Source organism: Hymenobacter sp. B81, assembly GCF_044628455.1.
In the GTDB taxonomy this organism is placed as follows: Bacteria; Bacteroidota; Bacteroidia; order Cytophagales; family Hymenobacteraceae; genus Solirubrum.
The window spans coordinates 22,974-43,162 of the sequence record NZ_JBIYZW010000005.1 but is presented as its reverse complement, the minus strand read 5'-3'; the positions used below and the strand labels follow the sequence as shown (position 1 = coordinate 43,162).

Below are 20,189 nucleotides of genomic sequence, written 5' to 3'. Positions count from 1 at the left end.
CGTTTTCTATGCACTCATTACCGTTCGTAGCATACTCATCAGGTAGTTTGAATTAGACCCCCGCAGGTACACATGGTGCTGCACAAAGTCATGCGGGCCCTGTTGCCCAGCCCAGTGGCTCACCTCTTGATAAGGAGTATTCGACACTAGGAAAGAAGAAATGGTCAGGGTATCGTCCCCGAGCTGAGGCTGAATTTCCTGTTCCAGCTTCTTGTAGAGCGCCACTTTGGGGTCCCCGAAGCCTTGTACTTGCCGCAGCCCTTTTGGGTCCACGAACAGCACGTATTGGTGGCCTTTGGCTACCAGCCACAAAATGAAGTCTGGGTAAAAATTATTAGCCTCGAAAAAGCCGATGCCCCGCCGACTCTGGTTTCGCAGCAGGTAAAGCTCTTTATCGGCAAAGAAGCCGGCGTTCTGCTCTACGCTCCGCCGAACATCCTCCACAAACTCCAGCTCCCCGTCATTCAAAGCTACTGGTTGCACGTGCACCGTGTCCGCTGACCACCCGCGACCCAGGTACAGCAGCGGGCTATACAGGTGTTGCAGGTTAGTCAGAGCTTCAAAGCCCGGTGCTAACTTCTGCGTTGCCGCCAACGGAGCCGAACCCAGCTGCTCACTGAGCTTCTCCAGGTTCTGTAGCAGCTCTTGCTCCCGCGTCGATACGGTTACCCGGTATTCCGTCAGCATGTTGGGGTGCTTACTGTCCAGCTTCGCTACTTCCAGGCGCTGGCCATAGTAGCGCCCTTTGTGCAGGTTATACAGCTTCTCACAGTACCCTTTCAACAGGCTAGTGGCCAGCTCTTGCCACAGCGGCAGCCGTTTCCCCAAGTCGCGTAATTCAAGCTCTGCCTCGTTAATCTTCAGCTCGTACCAGGTGGTGTCAGCCAGCAGCTCCGGCAACACATCCCGCTTGATGAGCAGATTGGTCCACCGTCGTTCATTCTTGAAGTTCTCCAGCTCAAAAAATACTTGGTTCCAATCCAGAAAAGCCAGGTGAGTAGCCGTTAGGGTGGGGGCAGGGGGCTGGTAAGCCGGACCCGCGTTGGCGGCGGCTTCAGCTTGTAAAGCGGCACTGCGCTGTATCTGCAGCCGGGTCCGCCGATCAAGCCGTACCAAACTGGGCAACGGCTCCCGTCGCAGCGTCACATATTCGCTGCGCTTGAAGTCGTTGGCTGACTGCACCCGTACATACTTCAGCCCCTTCGCGGCCAGATCGGGCAGCAAGGCGTGCACCGGAACCACTACCTGTTGGGTCTGGTCGGTCGGCAAACCCTCCTTCTTCATGGCCTCGCGGAACTCATTCATATAGTCGGCCCGCAGACCGAAGATGTTCAAGGTCTCCAGCAGCGGCAACGCTTTAGGTACCGTTGCCGGCCGGATGCTAGGGTCCAGCGCCGCGCTACGCTTCAGCGACATCCGCAAGCCCTTCAGGCGCACGCCGCGCCCAAAGAGTTGGATGATTTCGGACCCTTCACCCCGCCCAATATTCATCAGGCCCATGGTACTCACCCGCCAGCTGCTCCAGCCTTCGGAGAATTTTCGGGACCCGATAAGCATGGTCACCTTGCTCTCCGTGTGGTTCAGGCCCTGAAACAGGGAGCTGGAAAACGCTTTGTCATCCGTCAGCAAGCCCTCCTTCTGGCAGAGCTTAAGCAGTTTGTCCTCATTGCCGACGTTGATAACCCCGAAGTAGTCCGATGTGCCAACCCGCAGGCCTACCTCGCCATCCTGACCTTTCAGATTGTCCAAGTGCAGCGAAGCGCCCGCCGATTCGGTATTGAATACCCGCCGCAGCATATCCTGGTATACTACCCCAGCCCGGCCGGCGCCATGTGCTTCAAACCGTTGCCGCACCAACCGGAAAGCCGTTCGGAAAATTGGGCGCGGGGGGGTTTGCCCATCCAGCAATCCGTCTTCGTGTTCCAGCAGCCGGTGCAGCAGGTTAGTGGCCGCGGCCGGCTGGTTTACAAACCGGTGCAGAAACTGCAGCAGCGGTACCACGTCCGAAGCAGCCTTTTCCCCATCAGCCGCCACTTTGCCGCCCACAAACACGGCCAGGGGCCGAGCTATCAGGTAGGGGAGTAGCTCTTTCTCGTGCTCCTGGTACACCAGCGTTTGCTCATAAAAGCTGAGCAGCAGCGCCGCCAGGTATTGCTCAATAGCCGTAGCCTTCCAGGTGGCATCCAGGTTCAGAATCTGGTAGTCCTTCCCGTAGCCATCTTTGTAGAAGTATTTGTACGAGTAGTCGAACAGCGTTGCCTTGGCGTATTCCTGCAGCAGCACCGACGTTTTCTTGTCCTTCTGAGCGGCCACGGCCTGCCCGAAGGTGGCCGAGTACTCAAATGCAAAGCCGCCCTTAGCCAGCTTGTTACGCACGGGCCGCACCTTCTTGCTGTCCTCGCCGCCGCGGTGGGCTTCATCCACTAGAATCAGGTTGTTGCCCTCAAACGCTTCCACGTCGATGGTTTTTACCTTCTTCTGGTCGGTTTTCTTGCCCGCTGCCTTGCCAGGTTTGCCCTCATTGGCCGTTTCGCCATCCAGCAGCTTGTGCAGGTCAATAATTTCAATGCTATTGCCCTCGAACAGCGAACCGGCGTTCTTATCAAACAGCACCGCCTGTATCCCCGATTCCTTGAACTCCCGCAGGTGCTGTCTCGACAAGCCTTCATTGGGCGTCAGCACGATGATGCGGTTTAGCTCCTTCTCTTTCCGTTCTCGCTTCAGGTAGTGCTTGTACTGCAGAATGTTTACGTGCATCAGCAGCGTCTTACCCGAGCCGGTGGCATTCCAGAACGCCAGCTTATTGAGGCCTTCCAGCGTGAAGGGCTCTACTTGCCGAAAGTCCCGCGTAGCCGTAGGCGCCGTATTCTGGCGGTGCTCGTTCAGCTTGCGCAGCAGCTCCTCCGGGTTGCGGAAATACTCGTCCAGGTAGATTTCCGTGAACAGCAGTGCCAAATACTGGAAATACTTCCAGGTCACCGGGCGCAGACGCCCAATCTCCTTCGTGTGGCGGGATATGTTGTCGTCGTACAGCCGCAGTCGGTCTTCCGACAGGTCTACACTGCCGTAGAGCCGGTTTACCAGTGTATGAAAGTAGTGCGAACGGCCATCCACTTCGTAGCCCTCCAGCGCGCTGTCTTTCAGATTTTCCGACAGGGCTTTCAAGTCCTCCACCCCAAACAGGCGCAGAATATAGTGGTTCAGCACCAGCGCAGCCGATAGCTCCGTTGCCTGCTTCGGGCGGGCAGCGGCTTTCGTCGCGGTTTTTGCTTTTGCCATCAGTTCAAGTGTAGTCGTTACGTGAGGTTTTCCAGCATGGTCAGCCAGGCTCCGAACAGGGGGCAGGCTACCCGCAACCGGGCTAACCCAATTTCTTCCAGTACCAGCAGTCCTTCATCTACTTTGTTGTAGCCGCCACACAGGTCTATAATCCGCTTCGATGGAGCTGTGAGGGGGCTGTCGTTAATCCATTCCGGGTCCGGGTAGCGCTGCACTATGTCGTGAAAGCAACCCGGCTCCAGCCCCCGGTTCAAACCCAGCCATTCTTCCATCACGGCCGGATCGGTGAACAGCAGTGCCTCAAATTCGTGCAGCTGCACGTATGGCCGAAAGCGCCAGGCGTGTTCTTCGGTCCGGCTGAGTTCGTCCAACCAAGCCTGCTGAATGAGCTGTGCCTTACCCGCCGGCGTAGTTTGTCTGCGCGTAGCCGCGTACCCCGGAAAGTCGTTGTGCAAGCCATACAGATCTACCATAGTTGTATGCCAAGCGTCAGGCTCCGAGCGTAGCCATTGGACAATGTCATACCGGGCTTTCCCGTAGCTGGAGTATCCGCCTCTGTGAGCTTGGCTGGTGCGTAGCCGGCGCGTGTGCACCAGCTTGCCGTGGGCAGCCAAGTGTGGAGCTAGCAGTTGATTGATGAAAGCCTCTTCCGTTTGGCCTTCGGCCGTAATGTTAATGCGAACCATTGATGCTACCTAGGAAGTCAACTGACTGTCATGCTGAGCGAAGTCGAACCGAAGGTCGGCGTAGCCAAGCATCTCTACCGCTTCGGCGGCGCGGACGCTGGATGGAGCATGACGGGTTGACGTATCGTTGAGGACTTCTTTATTGTGGCTTACCGCCCAGGATATTCTTTTCCCATAGCTCCCCCAGCGAGTATTCTTCCAGCCATTTATTCAGCAGCTGCGGTTCCAGGCGGTGCAGCACCGAAGCGCCTTGGGCGTCCCGGTCTACCACCACAACATCCTCCGGCGCGAAGCTGCTCACTAGGTTCACCGACTGCGTCGACACGATAACAGTCGTGCGGGCCGCTGCTTGCTTCAGCAGCCGCGCCAGCGCCTCAATAGCCGTAGGGTGTAGGCCCAGCTCCGGCTCATCCAGCAGCACCACGCTGGGCAACTCCGGCTGTAGCAGCAGCGTAGCCAGGCAGATAAAGCGCAGCGAGCCATCCGATAAGTCTTGCCCGCTAAAAACAATATCCGAATGCTTATCCTGCCATTCCAGCCGAATCTGCTTGTCGTTGAAAGGCGAAGGACGAAAGACGAAGTCCTTGAAAAACGGCAGCACTCCGCGAATGGAATGCAGCAGCAGCTTATAGTGCTTGGGGTGCTTGAGGTTTAGCCACCGCAGGAAAGGAGCGAGATTAGCTGCGTCTGGTTTCAGAAAGTGCGCGTCTTCTATGTCCTGCAGCTTCTTTACCGCCGCGTCCCGGCTGGTGTCATGGAAGTGATACACCCGCCAGTCTTGCAACACGTTCCGCACGTGGTGCCCCACGCCGTAGGTATATTTGCGCACGTACTTTCCTAGTCCCGATTCCCGGTCCCCTGAACGTGCCAGCTGTTCCCGATACGGATATGGATTATGGTCGCCTGTTTTGAAAGCACCGTGCTCTTCTACAAAAATTAGCCGGTCGTCGTCGGTTGGCTCAAGCGTGAAGTCGTAGCCATTCGGCGGAAAGCGCAACTCCACCTGAATTTCTGACGTGGTTTTGCTGCCATAAAATAACAGCCGTTCCGCCCCACCTCGTAGCTCGGTATAGCGTTGCAACCGTTCCTCTATTACCTCCCGCACGAAGGTGAACAGCTCCACGAAGTTGGACTTGCCAGCCCCGTTCTGCCCGATTAGAACGTTCAAGGGGCGGATGCGCAGCTCCACGTCGGCCAATGACCGAAAGCCGCGCACTGTAATACGATCTAGTTGATGGCTCATACCGAGGTGGCAAACATGCGGTGGGCAAACTCTTCCTCAATCAACGTAACGCGCCACTGTCCGTCTTCGTCAGCCAGCAGATTGGGCACGGTATGGTCGCCGTTCACGTAGATGCGGTCGAACTGGTGCGCCAGGGGGCTGTAGCGGCAGGTTTTGAGGAACTCACGCAGGGCCACGTGGTCGTGCTGGCGCACGTCACGCCACACCACCAGCACCCGCTGCCCGTCGGCCTGGGTGCGGCCTTTCACCACCCGGAAGCCGTCTTGCCGGTAGGTGTGCTCCACCACCAGGCCCAGCAGATAGTTAAAAGTTTCCACCAGATCCACTGTCACCAGCTGCTGCTCGTACTGCCGCGTGATGTTCAGCTGGCAGCCAAACGGATTCTCAAACCAATCCAGGTTCAGCAGGCTGCTGCGGCTTTCGGTGTCCAGCAGGTAGGAAAGCAGGTATTCGTGGCGCAGAGGCTTGTGCGTTTCCAGCGCCAATTGCTGGGCGTTGGTCCGTTTCAGCTCCAGGTTGTTGAGCGTGTCTTCGTAGCCTTCCAGCCGGATGTACTTGAAAGCGTGCGAAATGCCCTTGCGGTTCACGGGCTTGCCGTTTTTCCATTCCGCGCTGTACGCCGCTTTGAGCACGCGCGGTTTGGTAACGGTGTCGAAATACTCGCCCATTTCTACCAGGATGTACTTACGCCGACCTTCATCTATTCGATTTAAATTGATTACGCCATTTGCTGTAGTTCCAGAGCCAGCGAAAAAATCAAGTATCGTAGTATTGGACTTTGCTCCACCTCCTATATAAATGGCGTCCATTACTGCATATAATGATTTAGGATAAGTGAATGGAGAATATCCAAATATGTGTTTGAGCATCTTCGTGCCATGCTCAACGGAAGAATATTTCGCATCAAACCAAGATGATACTGATACTACTCCAGCTTCATTGGGTCGACGTTTAGAGTAGATATAATCTTTGCCTGTCCCATCTTTTCGTACAACTAACTTATCAAGCGAAGACATGACGGTTTCCCATTCCCAACGCCATCTTTTTTCAATTCCATCATCGTTAATTGGATAAATTACTTGCTCATAATCTTTCGGATTTTCCTTAACAATCCAGCTTTCTGATTTGTCATCCCAATCCATTTTCGGGACTCTAATCGTTGCTTCACTAATGTAAATGGGGTAATACATTGTACGCCTTGAGTCACGGTCAGAGTCAGAACCGTCACGTCGAAGATTCCTCCACTCAAATAAACCTTTGTCGTCACGAATCTTAAACCGAGCCATTTGAGCTGGTGTAGGTGGCATTCGGCTAATGCTAGAACGGGGAGTATTACCTGCAAAAATTACATACTCATGTGATACTGCGTAACCAGCTTCTGTAGGCCGCCCAGACGGGTTTGACCTGACGCAAAAAGTGCCAAGCTGATTGCCATCAAAATTCATCGACAGTAAAAAGCTTAGTTCGCGTTGTTGCGCGTCATCAATGGCGGCAGCTAATACTCCCTTTTCGGTAAGAAGTGGGCGTGCCATCTGTAGCCGGTTGTCCATTAGTGCAGTCCAGCTAGACGACTTATATCCGTTCTTGTACATGATCGGCCCTGCATCAGTATTATAGGGCGGATCAATGTAGATGCAGTCAATATGCTCTTTGTACCGAGCTTGCAGTAGGTTCAGCGCTTGAAAATTCTCCGAGCTAATCAGCAAGCCATCCAACTCCTCATCCAGGTTCTCAATAGAACCTAGCAAGTCCAGCTTAAAGTCTTCATCAAAGAAGGCCGTATCGACCAGCAGGTAGGGGTTTTGCTTTAGAAATTCCAGCGGCAACGCTTCTTCCTGGAATCCCACCGTCACGGAGTCCGCTTTAATATCGTCCACCGCAAACAGACGTTTCCATTCGGCCAGCTGCCGCTTATTGCTGGCTATGGTAGAGTACAGGGCTTCGGGCACCCGGTCCAGCGTAAAGCAGTAGTGCGTCTCCACTACCATCTTCTTTTTCAGCCAAAGCCTTTTCTGAAACTCTTCCAGCTGCGCCAGAAAGCCAATAATCTGCTCCCCAATGCGGCGCACGGCCCGCGCCCGGCCCATGCGCTGCTGCAGCTCCTGGCCCGTGGGCTGCTGGCCGGCCAGCAGGTCATCCAGCAGCAGCACCTCGCTTTTCAGGAAGAAGTCCAGCTCCCGCAGCAAAAAGCCGCGCAGGTCTTTGTGGATAAAGTAGTCGAAGGTATTGCGGGCGGTGTAGTCGCGCAGGTATTTTTCCAGCAGGGTAGGGGCTTTGACATCCGCGCCGGCCGGGGCCAGCAGGGCCGCGAAATCCGCCGGAATCAGCGGCTTCAGCCCGTCCACGGCGGCTTGTAGCAGGGCCTCCTGGCTAACCCCCTTTTCTACCAGCTCGTAGCGGAAGCGCAGGCGCAGGGTGTTGCCCTCCGTCAGCACGGGCTCGGCTTCGTGCAGCACAAAGCGGCGCACCCGCTCGCCCTGGGTTTTGTTATTGCCTTGTTCCAGCTGAGCCTCCACCAGCTCAAACACTACCGTGCGCGTGCCCAATCGGAACTGGTAGTGCTTCAAGTGCTCGGCCGTCTTGATGTAGTACTGGTCGTGGTTGGCCCAGTGCAGCTTCACTTCCTCACCCTCGTACGGAATGGCGTACACATCACGCTTGTAGCGCCGCTGCGATACAAAGTCGCCCTGATTGTAGTAGCGCCGGAAGAAGGTCGTCAGCAGGGAGAATACTTCGTTTTCCAGGGCCACCACGTCGCTGGCCTGCCCCAGCCGGGCCCGCAGCTCCTGCACCTTGGGCGTAGCATCCGGCTCAAAACCCAGCTGCAACACCTGTTCAATCGTGCGGTCCAGCTCCTGTTGCAGGGCCTGCGTGTCGGTGCCCAGGTGCTCGGTCAGGGCCTGCCGCACCTGCGGCAGCAGGTCGTGGTCCAGGAACTGCTGAATGTCGGCCCGGCGCTGGTTCATTACCCGGTAAATGCCGAAATCCAGCTCGGCCTTATCCAGCATAAACATATCCTGCAGCGACTGCCGCAGCTTTTTGTACGAATCGGAAGTAGTAGCAGAAGCCGAAACAAGAGTGGCCATATCGAAAGCAGCTGACTATAGAACGCAAAAGCCCGCGCATACCACCGCGGGCCAGGTTCGGAAGGAGAAACAAAGGGAGCCCGGCCGCCCGCAGCCGGCCGCGCATTCAGTACGCAAGCTACAAAGAACCCACGCCGGCCCCAAACCCCACCCCGGCCTCTCGCTAGAGCGACTAACATAAGCCGGTCAGTCTGAAATAGGAAGCGTCTTGAGTATAAGAACAAACCAACAGACCGTCCGTCATGCTGAGCGAAGCCGAACCAAAGGTCGGCGGCGTAGCCAAGCATCTCTACCGCTTCGTCTGGCTCCTCCTCTCCTCGGGAGAGGGGGCCGGGGGGTGAGGCCCAACGGCAGGCGGCACCACGCACCCCCACGCCAGTTGCGCGAAGCGCCGCACCGCGGTAACTTGCCCACCCGGTATTCTGCTTCCCATCATTCTTGCTCTATGCTTCGTGTTATTGAAGCCCCCGTGCTTCAACACCTGCTGGCGCTGCTGCGCGACCACACGGTACCCGTGCACCCCATCCAGCTCACCTACGCCGACTACGCCATCCGCAACACGGCGGCGCCCAACGTCCCCCTGCCCAAGGACCCCTTGCGCGGCTTCACTTTCCAGCGCGGCAAAGAGGAAGTGCCGCTGGCCTTCGTGCTCAAAACCTGGGACACCGATGAGGGCCGCCACATCCCCAGTTCCGTCCTGGTCATCGATCTGCCCGGCCTGCACAACGATGTAGTAGGTTTTGTCCTTCACCACTTACTGCAGGATGATCAATACGTGCATCTAGGCTTTCGATTCGGCAACGGTAAAGGCGGCAAAAACCGCTGGTTTGGCCTCACCAAGCGCGACACCCGCACCCAGCAGGATAGGGCCAACCTGGAAGCCCGGATTGGCGAGGTGCTGCGCGAGTATTTTCCCTCTGACCTGAAGCCACACCCCCGGCCCGGCCTGGGCAAGTGGAAAATCCTCACCCGCCTGCCTGTAGCTGAGTTGGCTCCCACGGCCACCCTCGCGCAGCGCACCCAAGCCAAGACCAAGCTCTTGGAAGCATTGGCCCATACCTTCCTGATTGCGGAAAAGCTGCGCGACGAGTCGCTGGCCGTCCGCCCCAAGCCCGTTCCCGCCGCCGTGTACCCGCACCCGCTCAATCAGATTCTCTACGGCCCGCCCGGCACCGGCAAAACCTACGCCACCACGGCCTGGGCCGTGGCCATTCTCGAAGGCGTGTCGCCTCAGCAGCTCGAAGCCGCCTACCGCACCCGCCCCGACGAGCTGCGCCAGCGCTACGAGCAGTACCGGGCCGCCGGCCGCATCCAGTTCGCCACCTTCCACCAGGCGTTCAGCTACGAGGATTTTGTCGAAGGCATCAAGCCGGAGTTGAGCACGGCCGAGCTTCGCTACCAGATTGAGCCCGGTATCTTCCGCCGCCTGGCCGAGGAGGCCTCCACTGCCTGGCTACAGTTTTCCAACCCCACCGACGAGCCCCAGCTTGATTTTGATACGCTCTACGAGGAGTACCTCATTCACCTCAAACACCGACTGCAGGAAGCGGGAGGCTCCCTCATCATTCCAACGCGGGAAAACCGGGACGCCGAAATAACTGGCATCACCCCCGAAGGAGCCATCAGCATCCGGCACGGAGGCGCCCCCACCAATTACAACGTGGGCCGGCGCTGGACCCACGACGTGTTCGTGCGCTACGCCCACCCCGATGAGATTGTGCCCCTCAACCAGCGGATGCGCCAAATAGGTGGCCCCAACGCTTCCCTGCAATGGGCCATCTTCCGCGACCTGAAAGCATTCGAGGAGCACTACCTACCTACACACCTACTCGACCTCAGCGGCCCCGAAGTCGTGGACGACGAGCCATTGCCCGAGGTGGCAAACGAAGCGGCCACCCTACCACCGCGCTACGTCCTCATCCTCGATGAAATCAACCGGGGTAACGTGGCGGGCATCTTCGGCGAGCTGATAACCTTGCTCGAAGACGATAAACGAGCCGGCGAAGCCCACGCTCTTACCCTTACGCTGCCCTACTCCAAACAGCCGTTCACGGTGCCACCCAACCTCTACTTGCTGGGCACCATGAACACGGCTGACCGCAGCGTAGAGGCTCTGGATACGGCCCTGCGCCGCCGCTTTGCCTTCACCGAAGTAGCTCCCCGTCCGGCCTTGCTGTCCCCGGCTGCTATGGTGGCGCGACTGTGGTGGAAGTACCAAGTCGTGGATTGGAAAGACGAGCCCTACCGTACCGCCGAAACCCAGCTGTATCAGATGCTAGGCTTTCCGTTGCAAGGCAAGCAGGCCCAAGAACCTCTTTGGAAGCGAATTCGGGCAGGGGAGGACCCCGTCCAGGTATTTGCCGGCATTACCGTCAATGGGCTCAACCTGGAACTATTGCTTGAGGCCATCAACCTGCGTCTGGAATTCCTGTTGGGCCGCGACTACCGCCTGGGTCACGCCTGGTTGATGGGAGCCCACAGCCTCGATAGCCTGCGCACGGTGTTCCGCAACAAAATCATTCCGCAGCTCCAGGAGTATTTCTTCGGCAATTGGGGCCGCATCGGTCAAGTGCTAGGCGAAGCTTTTGTAAAAGTCAACCCGGCCATCAGCTCCCCGCTGCTGCAGTTCGCAGAAGAGCCTGAGCCCGAAGGCCGCCCCCTGTACGCCATCCGGGATGTAGACTGGACGCTGGAGGAGTTCCGCCGCATCTACGAGTCGGTAACGGCATGAGTGCTACCTCCGTCTGCATAACGGCATTCGAGCACCAAACCCTGTCGATAGGGCGCACGCCCGGCTTACTGGTCTCCCACCTCGAAGCTCTGGACGAGCTGCAGCAGCGCCAACAGGCGGCTTGGTTCACGCGCGTACACCGGGGTATCAAGCTCAGCCAGTTTGTAGGGTTGCTGCAAGTGCCGGGCCTTACCCTAGAAATCCTCCCCAAAACCGACCGTACAACCTCCGCCGGAGCCCCCTTATTCTGGCGCAAGGTGCTGCTGCAGCTGCTGCGCGTAGTACACGATTTGCCCCTCTCCATCCCCGACGTAGCGCAGTTGGCCCAGACACCCCGGGCCATGCTCGACCTGTTTGTGGCTGCGCTGCTACAGGAGGTCAATGCCTTGTTGCGTCAGGGGCTGGCCCGGCACTACCATCCCACCGAGGCGAACCGGCCAGCGCTGCGCGGCCAGCTACTTTTCAGCCAGCAAATTCAGCACAACCTCATCCGGCGCGACCGGTTTTTCACCCGTCAGCAGAATTACGATGCGGTGCACCCGCTCAACTGCCTGCTACGGATGGCGCTGGAGGTAGCGGCCCGCCAAGTGCAGTCCCCAGCCCTGGCCGCCCAAACCCGCACGGCGTTACTACACTGGCCTGAGCTACCTCGGGTGCCAGTACCTGCCATGTTGCCACCGCTCACCCGCCAAACGGAGCGTTACCGTCGCGCCGCCGAACTGGCGCTTATGCTCCTGCGCGAATACAGCCCCGATTTAGCCGCCGGCCCCACCGAAGGATTGTCCCTGCTACTGGATATGAATACCCTTTTTGAGCGTTACGTAGCCCGGGTATTACAGCGCGCCGGCGTCGCCCAAGGAGTACACGTGCAGGCCCAAGCCGTTAAGTCTTTATGGGGGCGTTCTTCTCTCAAACCCGACCTAGTAGTAACCCTACCATCCCCGTCCGGCAACCGGGTTTTTGTTCTCGACACTAAATGGAAGGTGCCAGGAGCCAGCCCTGAACCCGACGATATTCGGCAACTGTACGCCTATTGCCACATCTGGCAAGCACAGCACGGTTTACTACTGTATCCGCATTCCAGCCACGGTCCTGCTCCGCGAAGTCATACGTTCGTCGCCAGCGGATTCATGCCCCATACAGCTATTTTCGGACATAGCTATTTTGCAGAGCTTCTCAATTCTAAAGGACAGCTAAACACCAGGCTCGGCCACGACTTACTGCAAGCTTTAACCAAGCTTAACTGATGATTATCTACCATGTGCAATTATAAGACAAGGTGTATGTGGTGGTTTTCAGTTTTGAGAATTTTAATACTAATAGGTTAAGAACAACATCAATCCTTCTATAGGGCTGCTAAAAACATATCACAATCTGTGATTTAACGACAAGAAACTGTGATTATTACTTTTGTATTCATCTGAATCAATCACTAAAATTGGCGGTTTGTACTAGTTGTATAATTCAAGGATAAGTTAGCTAAGGCGACTCTAAACCGCCCGCACCTTTGCTGTGCGAGGTGGGCAGCACCTAAAGCCTCAGTTTGCTGACCCTGTGCCGGCAGCTCAGCACCAGCGCTATTCAGTAGTAAGTGGGTACCGACCGCTGCCTATTCTTTATAACCTTTACACCACTGAGTGAGGCTCCCCCAGAAATTAGGCTATCAGGCCGCGACAAACCGTCTGGCCCGGCTGCTCGTGGCTGTGAAAAATACATGATCAAGACCTTACCCTACTATAAGGCTGCCCCTCTTTAGGCCCGCATCAGCTCAACCTCGGCACCGCAGCGAAATAGAGTTCCATACCATGTAGTACGACTAATTCCCAACTTGAACCGCTACACGTCGAGTTACTAGATTCCCTAACACCCTCTTAGCAGGTTTGTTTATATTCGTGCGGTTTCGGGGCGTTTGAACAAGATAGCTGCCGTTTAAAAACAATACACAGAATGAGTTTTCTAAACAACCAAAGGCTGTTGGAAGTGCTAGGCAGCAATGAGCGCATTATTCCTTTTGATCAATCCAGAATCGAAAGCGGAGCATATGAATTATCGATGGGCAATGAGTACTTTACAACAAATACTGCGACAGCAACAAAAAAGACTTTGGAGCCTGATGAGCAGTTCGTAATAGAACCAGGACAGTTTGCTCTATTAATAACGAAAGAAATTATCAAGATACCAGCAAACAATTTGGGATTTATTTCCATCAAAGCTAGTATCAAATTCAAAGGACTTATTAACGTATCAGGTTTTCATGTTGATCCTGGGTTCCATGGAAGACTCAAATTTTCTGTGTATAATGCAGGTAGTAGAGCAATTACTATTTCTGAGGGTCAGAAAATGTTCCCTCTTTGGCTAAGTGAATTTAGCAATACTTTAGAAGGAGATGAATTATATGATGGGAAATATCAAAATCAAAGATCTATATCAAGCGAAGATGTTTCCAAGATAGAGGGCAACGTAGTATCTCCAGCTGTTTTGAATAAAACAATGACAGGTCTAGATACAAAGTTTAACACTTTGGACAGGGACTTTAAAAACTTGGATACACTGGCTAAAACAATTGGAGGAATAGGTATAACCTTATTAGTGCTTATTATTGGTAAATATGTTTTTGCAGATCCTAATAGAGCTTTAGAAAAGGATGTAGAAACGAGACAGCATCAGGTAGAGAAGAAATTTACTCATCAAGATAGTATCTTGAACGCACAGGGAGCCGTACTTGTTAAACTTGATAGTACCTTGAAGAGGTTACAAGCAACTCAGCCTCAGCGCAAAAATCCAGTCACTAGATGAAAAAGACCTCTGAAATGTGCTTCTATGATGACGGGTATCCCGTTCATGAACGGATGCCCAGGGTCTTCTGTGTGGACTTCCAAGAACACCACGAATCTTCCCATGTTAGTGTTTCTGTTTCAATCGAGGGTGAACAGATCGGCAATGTGTTGACCGACAATGCTCACACTGATGACGGGTACAGATACCACGATGTTTTCCATCTGTCTTACTTAGCCGTATTAGGCTGGTCTGCTTGCATACGCAAAATACTTGGCAAGAAGAGGAAGAGCCAAAGCAAAGTAGACGAAGTAGAAGACGGAGCTAGAGCTACCAGCGTGGAAGAAGGAATGGTTTCCTTAATCTTCAACTATGCTGAGCAGCACGGCTTCTTCGAAAACCAGCATTCTATTGACCACAACTTCCTTGATGTGGTGCGAATGGCGTTCTGCAAGTTTGAAGTCCAAGACAAATCTCGGGAAGAGTGGCAGAAAGCAATCCTTAAAGGTTTTGAAATGTTTCGTCTTCTAAGACATAATAAGGGAGGTAAGATCAAGGTAGACATGTATAATAAGAACCTCTATTACTTAGGTGAAAGTCGTAATATTTACTAAGGCTACGCGTTATATTTTCTGATTCATCCGCTGTTCTGAGCAACTATAACTCGACTTTTATCTACTGGCCAGTTATTAGAATCCAGAGATGGATACAGTGGGTTTCATGATGCTAGCCCTATGCTTTTAATGCCAATGTGAAGGACCCAAACATTCGCAAATCAATTAAATTCGCGCACAATTGGGTGTAGCCATTATTATGAAGTTTAGTTTATTAGCATGGAAGGCGACTAGCCCTAATCAATTGAATCCTGTCTTTGAGTCTCTGTCGACTGCGTTTTCCAACTAGTAATAATTTATTCCATATAGTTTGCTAGCCGCCAGAATATGGCGGCCCAAACGCAGAAAAAGATGTTCGCATTTTATTGTATGAAACAATCTGATATAGGTGTTCATCTTGTTAAGATGTTCCATACTTAAGGTTTGTTAAGCAATTAGAATTTATAACCCAATTTTTTGCGCCGCGTTGTGTTGACGTACATCGTCCAAACGGGTGTAGCGACGAATCATCGTCGACGTTTTATGCTTGGTCTGGTTCATTATTTCACTGTCGTCGGCGCCGGCGAGTTTAGCTACAGTAACAAAAGAAGCTCTTAGCGAATGAGCTGAATAAGTCGGTCCTAAGTACCGTTGTACTACACAATTAACGCTCTTGTCAGAAAGCCGCACTTGAGTCAGTCGCTGGCCCATGCGCATTCCGACAAACACAGGTCCCACGTCTCGTCTTAACACGCGCAGCCACGCCTGCAAGGAGCGTATAGGACACACCTTAGCCTCGGGAGAATAGAAAATGGCTTTTTCCTCGTACTCACCCAACTGATTAGTTTTGCTCTTGGCCAGCGAGACGATCAGGCAGTCTTCGGTGAAGCGTAAATCTTGAACGTTCAAGGCGGACAGCTCCGAGCGCCGGAACGCTCCAGTAAATCCCAGTAGTAAAATGGCTCTGTCCCGCAGCCCCATCACTGTCTGCGTATCGATAGCCCGCACGAGACGTTTGAGTTGCACGAGGGTAAACGCCGGAGCCTGTTTTTGCCGCACCCCGTGCACGCGCCGGATGCCATCGAGTAGTACCTGAAACTGCTTGTTGTCCGTTGGACAGTCCAGCCCGCGCAGCACGTGCGCTTTGCTGATGGCCGAAAGATGCCGGTGAATAGTAGCCACCTTTTTGCCCGCGTCAGCTAGGTAAGTAACGTACCCCGCGAGCGTGTCCACCGTCGCCGGCACCGGCTCAACTTGGTTAGCCTGGCACCAGTGGGTGAAGTGCCGAAGGTCTGAAGCGTAAGCCCGAGCCGTGTTGGGAGCGCCTTGCAAACCGGCTTCGACGTAGCGAGCGGTCTGCTCCGAGAGGCTCGCCAGCGAGTCAGTCGACTTAGGCGTGGTCACCAGTTGAGCGTCAGTTTTCATGTGACCTATATATAAAGGAGTAACGGGCGAAAAACGGCCTGAAAAACGAATATACTATTAGGTTCCGATAATTAAGATTTATCGGAACCTATTGCTAGAGTGCAGCTGTGTCATGCGTGCACGGTTAGGCATCATAAGTAAGAGTTATGATGCCTAAACTTCCTTGTTCGTACTGAAGCCTTTTTTGCTTGGCCCCACCGTTTCGGAGACAACCCTGGCATTGCGTACTTTTAGGACATGGAACTAGCGCTACTCGATAAAATCAAGCGCTTGGTCATCATTGCACTGGTGGCCGACGACGAGCTCATGGAAAAGCTCGTGCTCAAGGGCGGCAATGCTATCAGCATCGCCTACGAGGTGGGCAACCGCGGCTCGGCCGACCTTGATTTTTCCATGGCCGACGACTTTGAGGACCTGGAGGCCACGTTTGCCACGATTAAGCAGTCACTGGTAACGGTGTTTGCCGAGGAGGGCCTGCACGCGTTCGACGTGCGCTGGCAGCAGCGGCCCAGCAAGCTGCCCGAGCACCTGAAATCGTTCTGGGGCGGCTACCAACTGGAATTCAAGCTGACGTCGGCCGCGCAGGCTCGCCGCCACGCTGATGACCTGGACAGCCTGCGGCGCGACTCCCTCACGTTTGACGCGCAGCAGAACCGCAAGTTCACGGTCGACATCAGTCCGTTTGAATACTGCGAGCTGAAGGTCGAGAAAACCCTGAACGGGTATACCTATTACGTGTACCCGCCCCAGCTCGTCGTCTTTGAAAAGCTCCGCGCCATCTGCCAGCAGATACCGGCTTACAGCGCCATTGTGGGCGGCCCCAAGTCGACCGGGCGGGCGCGGGATTTCTACGACATCTACACGCTCACCCACGAGTTTACCATCGACTCGGCCAGTGAAGCTGCCCGGGAGGTGCTGCGGCAGGTTTTCGGCGCCAAACGCGTACCGGAGGCCTATCTGGCTACTATCGCCGATTACCGCGAGCTGCACCGCGCCGATTATAAGTCCGTGGAAGCGAACGTGACGGCCGGCACCCACCTGCTCGGCTTTGATGCGTACTTCGACTTCGTCGTGACGCACTTCAGCCGCTTACTGGAGCCGTCGGCAACCGGCCCGGCCGCGGCTCCCTAAAAATGCGCCGGGTGGTACACCTGCCATTGCGCATCGTAGGCCGGATTGACCAGGTCGTGGGCGAGGTAGAAGTCTAGGGTAATGGGCTGAAACTTGCGCACGAGTTGCAGCTGCGACGCTTTGTAATTCCCGGCCCGTTCTAAGTAGAGGCCCACTGCCTGGTGATACGGGTAACGGTAATTAAGCTTAGTCAGCAGTCCGAGCAGTCGGTTAATCGACACGCGGCCCGCGGCCAATCGGTACGCCTCCTGCACTTGGTAGACGCCCCCGGCGTATTCGGGCCGCACCGTTACATCCAGCAGCGTCCGCTCCAGCCCCGTTAGGGCGACCCGGCCCGCTGCGAAGTGATCCTGCCTTACCACTCCGAGCTGCCCGGTGTGTTTGCTGTGCAGTTGTACAAAGGCATAGTCGCCGTAGTGCGCGCTGGGGGACGTAAGCTTGGTGGGGCGGGCGTAGGCGGCTGTCAAATCGGCCTGGGTCAAGGCAGGTAGCGTAACCGGCGGCTTGGCACTCTGCTCCTGGTTGACAAAAATCTGCTTGGGAATCTGTTCGGTCAGTCCGTGTAGGTATAGGGCGGTATAGTGGGAAAGATAAGCGCGCGGCACCAGGTGGTTTCCCACTTCGAAAGCCGTGACGTCGCCCCAACTGTAATACGTTTTGGGCTGACCATCTACTTGGATGACGACCGGCCGCAGCGGCGTAGAAGCCAGCATCAAGTCGAGAAAATCTCGCACCCTGGTCCCTGCCGCCAGGCGCCAGCCCTCCCGTTTTTGGGCCAAGAGTTGCTCTAATTCCCGTTCCCTGTATAACCGCTGCTGCTGCTGGTTGAAAAAGGCGACGATGTCCTTTTTCGCAATCTGGAAGCGCGTTTTGTTGGCCATAACGAAAACACTCGGAGTGCGTAAGGTACTAGTACCTTACGCACTAAGGCAAATTTACAGGAAACTTTTGTTAAAATCAAGTCCGTACAGGGTAGAAAGCAACGTTTTGCCACAACAAATTCGAATTTTATTCGTACCTTAGCAGGTACTAGTACCTGCTAAGGTGACGATTGAATAGCTCCTCTTGTCTAGGCGTAACGTTCTCCGCGGCGGCAGAACCAACGGCTGAGCAGGTCTTTTAAGGTCGAAGCCGGAGTAAACCTTAAACTAGGAAACCAAAGCACACTCTTCAGCCAATGGGTTCACCAAGGGCTCACCAGCTTGGGCCGCAAGTTCAAGCCTGCAGGGGCCATCCGGATACAGGTCACGTCCTGCCGGTTCTGCCCGGGTCACCCCCGCCGTTGAAGGTATTCCGCGTCCATTGGTAGCAGCACCGCACGTTGCATGGGGAGCGGTCGTCTAGTGCCTGCCGAAAAGACGAACGGCCGCATTTCTGAGTTTTATTCATTTTAGGGCTGTCTCACTCGTTGTGCGGATGCCATGCCTCAATTCTTCTAAGAGCTTAGGCCGCACTTTTAGCCCCCGCTTTACGTATATTAGGACATGAAGCAGCCCCAGTTTTTACCGCAGGAAGCCACTGTCGCGCAGCGCCGCGCCATCATGGAGCGCGGGTTCGCCGCCGGTCGGGCCCAGGGGGCCATCATCACGCCTGAGACGGAGGCCGTGTACAACCGCTACGTCAACGGCGAAATAACCCTGGAGCAGGCCACGGCCGAAGCCATGCGCGTGTACCAGCCACAAGGCGCGGCCGCGCAGCCCGTGCACGCGTAGCTTTTTTCCCTTTTGTCTCTCTGTACCCAGGGCCTACCTCGCCGGTAGGCCCTTTGGGTATCGCTTATGGATGGATTCCTAGACCTGCAGCACAGTACGCCCGAACAGCCCCTGCTCCGCAACAAGCTCGGCCTTACCGACCCCCGGGAGCTGCGCGAAGCGGAAGGCCGTAACATTGGTGCGATGGTGCTGGTGGTCGAAGGCATCCGCCCGGTACCCGGGGACTTCGACGCAGCCCACCTGAAGACCATTCACCGGGCCCTGTTTCAGAACATCTACGAGTGGGCGGGGGAAACCCGCGCCTGGGGCCAATTCCAGGGGGTGAAGGCGTTGAGCGGCAATCCTATGTTCTATGCGCCGTACGAGCAGCTGGACACCCGCCTCGATGCAATCGGCAGCCAGCTGCGTCAGGAAAACCTGCTTCGGGGCTTGTCCCGCGAGCCGTTCGTGGACCGCTTGGCGTACTACGCCGACCAGTACAACTACGTCCACGCCTTCCGCGAGGGCAATGGCCGGGTGCTGCAAGCGGTGCTGGCCGAAATTGGCCGCAGCGCCGGCTATGAGGTGCGACTGACGCCGGCTCAGTTGGCGGGCAACGATTATAACGCCTACAACCTGGCCCGCAACGCCGGCATCCACCGGGACCAGTGGCCTTCCGAGCAGAACCTGAACCCGCTCCGCGCCCTATTGCTCGACGCAACTACCGAAGCGGCCGGCGAGCAGGCGCAGCTGCTGCGTCATCCTAGCCAAGCCCGCCTCTTGGCCGAGCCCGTGCCGGTCCTGCAGCACAGCGAGGCGCTGCGCACCCTGACCACGATAGGCCGGGAGCTGGGTGCCGAGGTGATGGAAGCTGAGTTAGCCCGCCATCAATTCCGGCCGGCCTACCGGGAGCCGGCTCGGGCTCTGGGGCAAGGCTTTCTGGATACGACATTGGCCGTCTTGCGGGAGCCCGTGAGCTGGTCCGAGCACCGGAGTGGGATGCTGGCCACGGTGCAGCAGCTCACTCAAACGGCGGGCGCTGGATTGACTGCCGCCGCCTTGCGCCAACTGCAGCAGCAGACGCAGGCATTTATGGGTGCCGCCCTGGTGCTCGATGCGAACCAAGCCCTGAGCTTTCCTTTCCGCGAGCGGGAGTTGCCTGCGCCGGTATTGGGGCAGCTGGGCCAGCCGCTGGATAGACTCTGGATGGGCGGGCACATGGAGAAGCTGCTGAAGGGCGAGCGAAGTGGCCAGCTCACCTTACCTGTGCCCGGGGCCAATGGCCCGGAGCAGGTTCCCATGCAGCTGCAGCTAAAGCGGTTGCCTTCGCTCGCAGTTGACGTCGATGTTTACTTGCCTACGAATATGGCGCAACGAATTCAGAATCAGCAGCAAGGTGCTACTATCCCTAAACCAGAGGTGAAAGCCGCGCCAACGGGAGATGCCCTACCTGACTCGGCTAGCAACAAGCCCAAGAAGGGCCCTGTACCCAAACGGCGGGGGCCAAAGTTGTGAGTGCTGGAATGACTTCGTAGTGGTCGGGCACCTA

General features: G+C 55.7%; 13 protein-coding genes. 7 read left to right on the top strand and 6 right to left on the bottom strand.

Going from position 1 to position 20,189, the window contains the following annotated elements:
• Window positions 1-6: 6 nt before the first annotated feature.
• From ACE191_RS21145 to ACE191_RS21130, 4 genes are all read right to left on the bottom strand, one after another.
• Window positions 7-3,279: a DEAD/DEAH box helicase family protein gene (locus tag ACE191_RS21145; RefSeq protein WP_400194248.1), complete on the bottom strand. Its 3,273-nt coding sequence runs from the start codon at window positions 3,277-3,279 to the stop codon at window positions 7-9.
• A 17-nt stretch (window positions 3,280-3,296) separates the two neighbouring features.
• Window positions 3,297-3,965, bottom strand: coding sequence for a DUF4276 family protein (locus ACE191_RS21140; RefSeq protein WP_400194247.1), 669 nt, complete (start codon window positions 3,963-3,965; stop codon window positions 3,297-3,299).
• Window positions 3,966-4,104: 139 nt separating this feature from the next.
• Window positions 4,105-5,208, bottom strand: a complete 1,104-nt coding sequence (locus ACE191_RS21135) for an AAA family ATPase (protein ID WP_400194246.1) — start codon at window positions 5,206-5,208, stop codon at window positions 4,105-4,107.
• The gene (locus tag ACE191_RS21130; protein ID WP_400194245.1) at window positions 5,205-8,294 is read right to left on the bottom strand and encodes a site-specific DNA-methyltransferase; all 3,090 of its coding nucleotides are present in this window, start codon (window positions 8,292-8,294) and stop codon (window positions 5,205-5,207) included. The genes ACE191_RS21135 and ACE191_RS21130 overlap by 4 nt, the downstream gene beginning before the upstream one ends.
• A 445-nt stretch (window positions 8,295-8,739) precedes the next feature.
• Here ACE191_RS21130 and ACE191_RS21125 point away from each other — a divergent pair, with 445 nt between their 5' ends.
• From ACE191_RS21125 to ACE191_RS21110, 4 genes are all read left to right on the top strand, one after another.
• Window positions 8,740-11,025 carry an McrB family protein gene (locus tag ACE191_RS21125; protein ID WP_400194244.1) on the top strand — a complete coding sequence of 762 codons (2,286 nt, stop codon included), beginning with the start codon at window positions 8,740-8,742 and terminating at the stop codon, window positions 11,023-11,025.
• Complete coding sequence (locus ACE191_RS21120) at window positions 11,022-12,272, top strand: McrC family protein (protein WP_400194243.1); 1,251 nt, start codon at window positions 11,022-11,024, stop codon at window positions 12,270-12,272. Before ACE191_RS21125 ends, ACE191_RS21120 begins: the two co-directional genes overlap by 4 nt.
• Window positions 12,273-12,972: 700 nt before the next feature.
• Entirely contained in the window at window positions 12,973-13,821 is an 849-nt protein-coding gene (locus ACE191_RS21115) for a dCTP deaminase domain-containing protein (RefSeq protein WP_400194242.1), read from the top strand.
• Entirely contained in the window at window positions 13,818-14,414 is a 597-nt protein-coding gene (locus ACE191_RS21110) for a hypothetical protein (protein ID WP_400194241.1), read from the top strand. The genes ACE191_RS21115 and ACE191_RS21110 overlap by 4 nt, the downstream gene beginning before the upstream one ends.
• Window positions 14,415-14,855: 441 nt before the next feature.
• Here the strand turns inward: ACE191_RS21110 and ACE191_RS21105 are convergent, their stop codons facing one another.
• Window positions 14,856-15,818 carry a tyrosine-type recombinase/integrase gene (locus ACE191_RS21105; RefSeq protein WP_400194240.1) on the bottom strand — a complete coding sequence of 321 codons (963 nt, stop codon included), beginning with the start codon at window positions 15,816-15,818 and terminating at the stop codon, window positions 14,856-14,858.
• A gap of 237 nt (window positions 15,819-16,055) precedes the next feature.
• On the opposite strand from ACE191_RS21105, the gene ACE191_RS21100 reads away from it, so the two are divergent.
• Complete coding sequence (locus tag ACE191_RS21100) at window positions 16,056-16,949, top strand: nucleotidyl transferase AbiEii/AbiGii toxin family protein (protein ID WP_400194239.1); 894 nt, start codon at window positions 16,056-16,058, stop codon at window positions 16,947-16,949.
• Here ACE191_RS21100 and ACE191_RS21095 read toward each other — a convergent pair.
• Window positions 16,946-17,830, bottom strand: a complete 885-nt coding sequence (locus ACE191_RS21095; protein WP_400194238.1) for a hypothetical protein — start codon at window positions 17,828-17,830, stop codon at window positions 16,946-16,948. The genes ACE191_RS21100 and ACE191_RS21095 overlap by 4 nt on opposite strands.
• 603 nt (window positions 17,831-18,433) lie before the next feature.
• Here ACE191_RS21095 and ACE191_RS21090 point away from each other — a divergent pair.
• Together ACE191_RS21090 and ACE191_RS21085 are read left to right on the top strand one after the other, a co-directional pair.
• On the top strand, window positions 18,434-18,661 hold the full coding sequence (locus tag ACE191_RS21090) for an antitoxin VbhA family protein (RefSeq protein WP_400194237.1): 228 nt from the start codon (window positions 18,434-18,436) through the stop codon (window positions 18,659-18,661).
• A 66-nt stretch (window positions 18,662-18,727) separates the two neighbouring features.
• Window positions 18,728-20,155 carry a Fic/DOC family protein gene (locus tag ACE191_RS21085; protein ID WP_400194236.1) on the top strand — a complete coding sequence of 476 codons (1,428 nt, stop codon included), beginning with the start codon at window positions 18,728-18,730 and terminating at the stop codon, window positions 20,153-20,155.
• The last annotated feature ends 34 nt before the right edge of the window (window positions 20,156-20,189 follow it).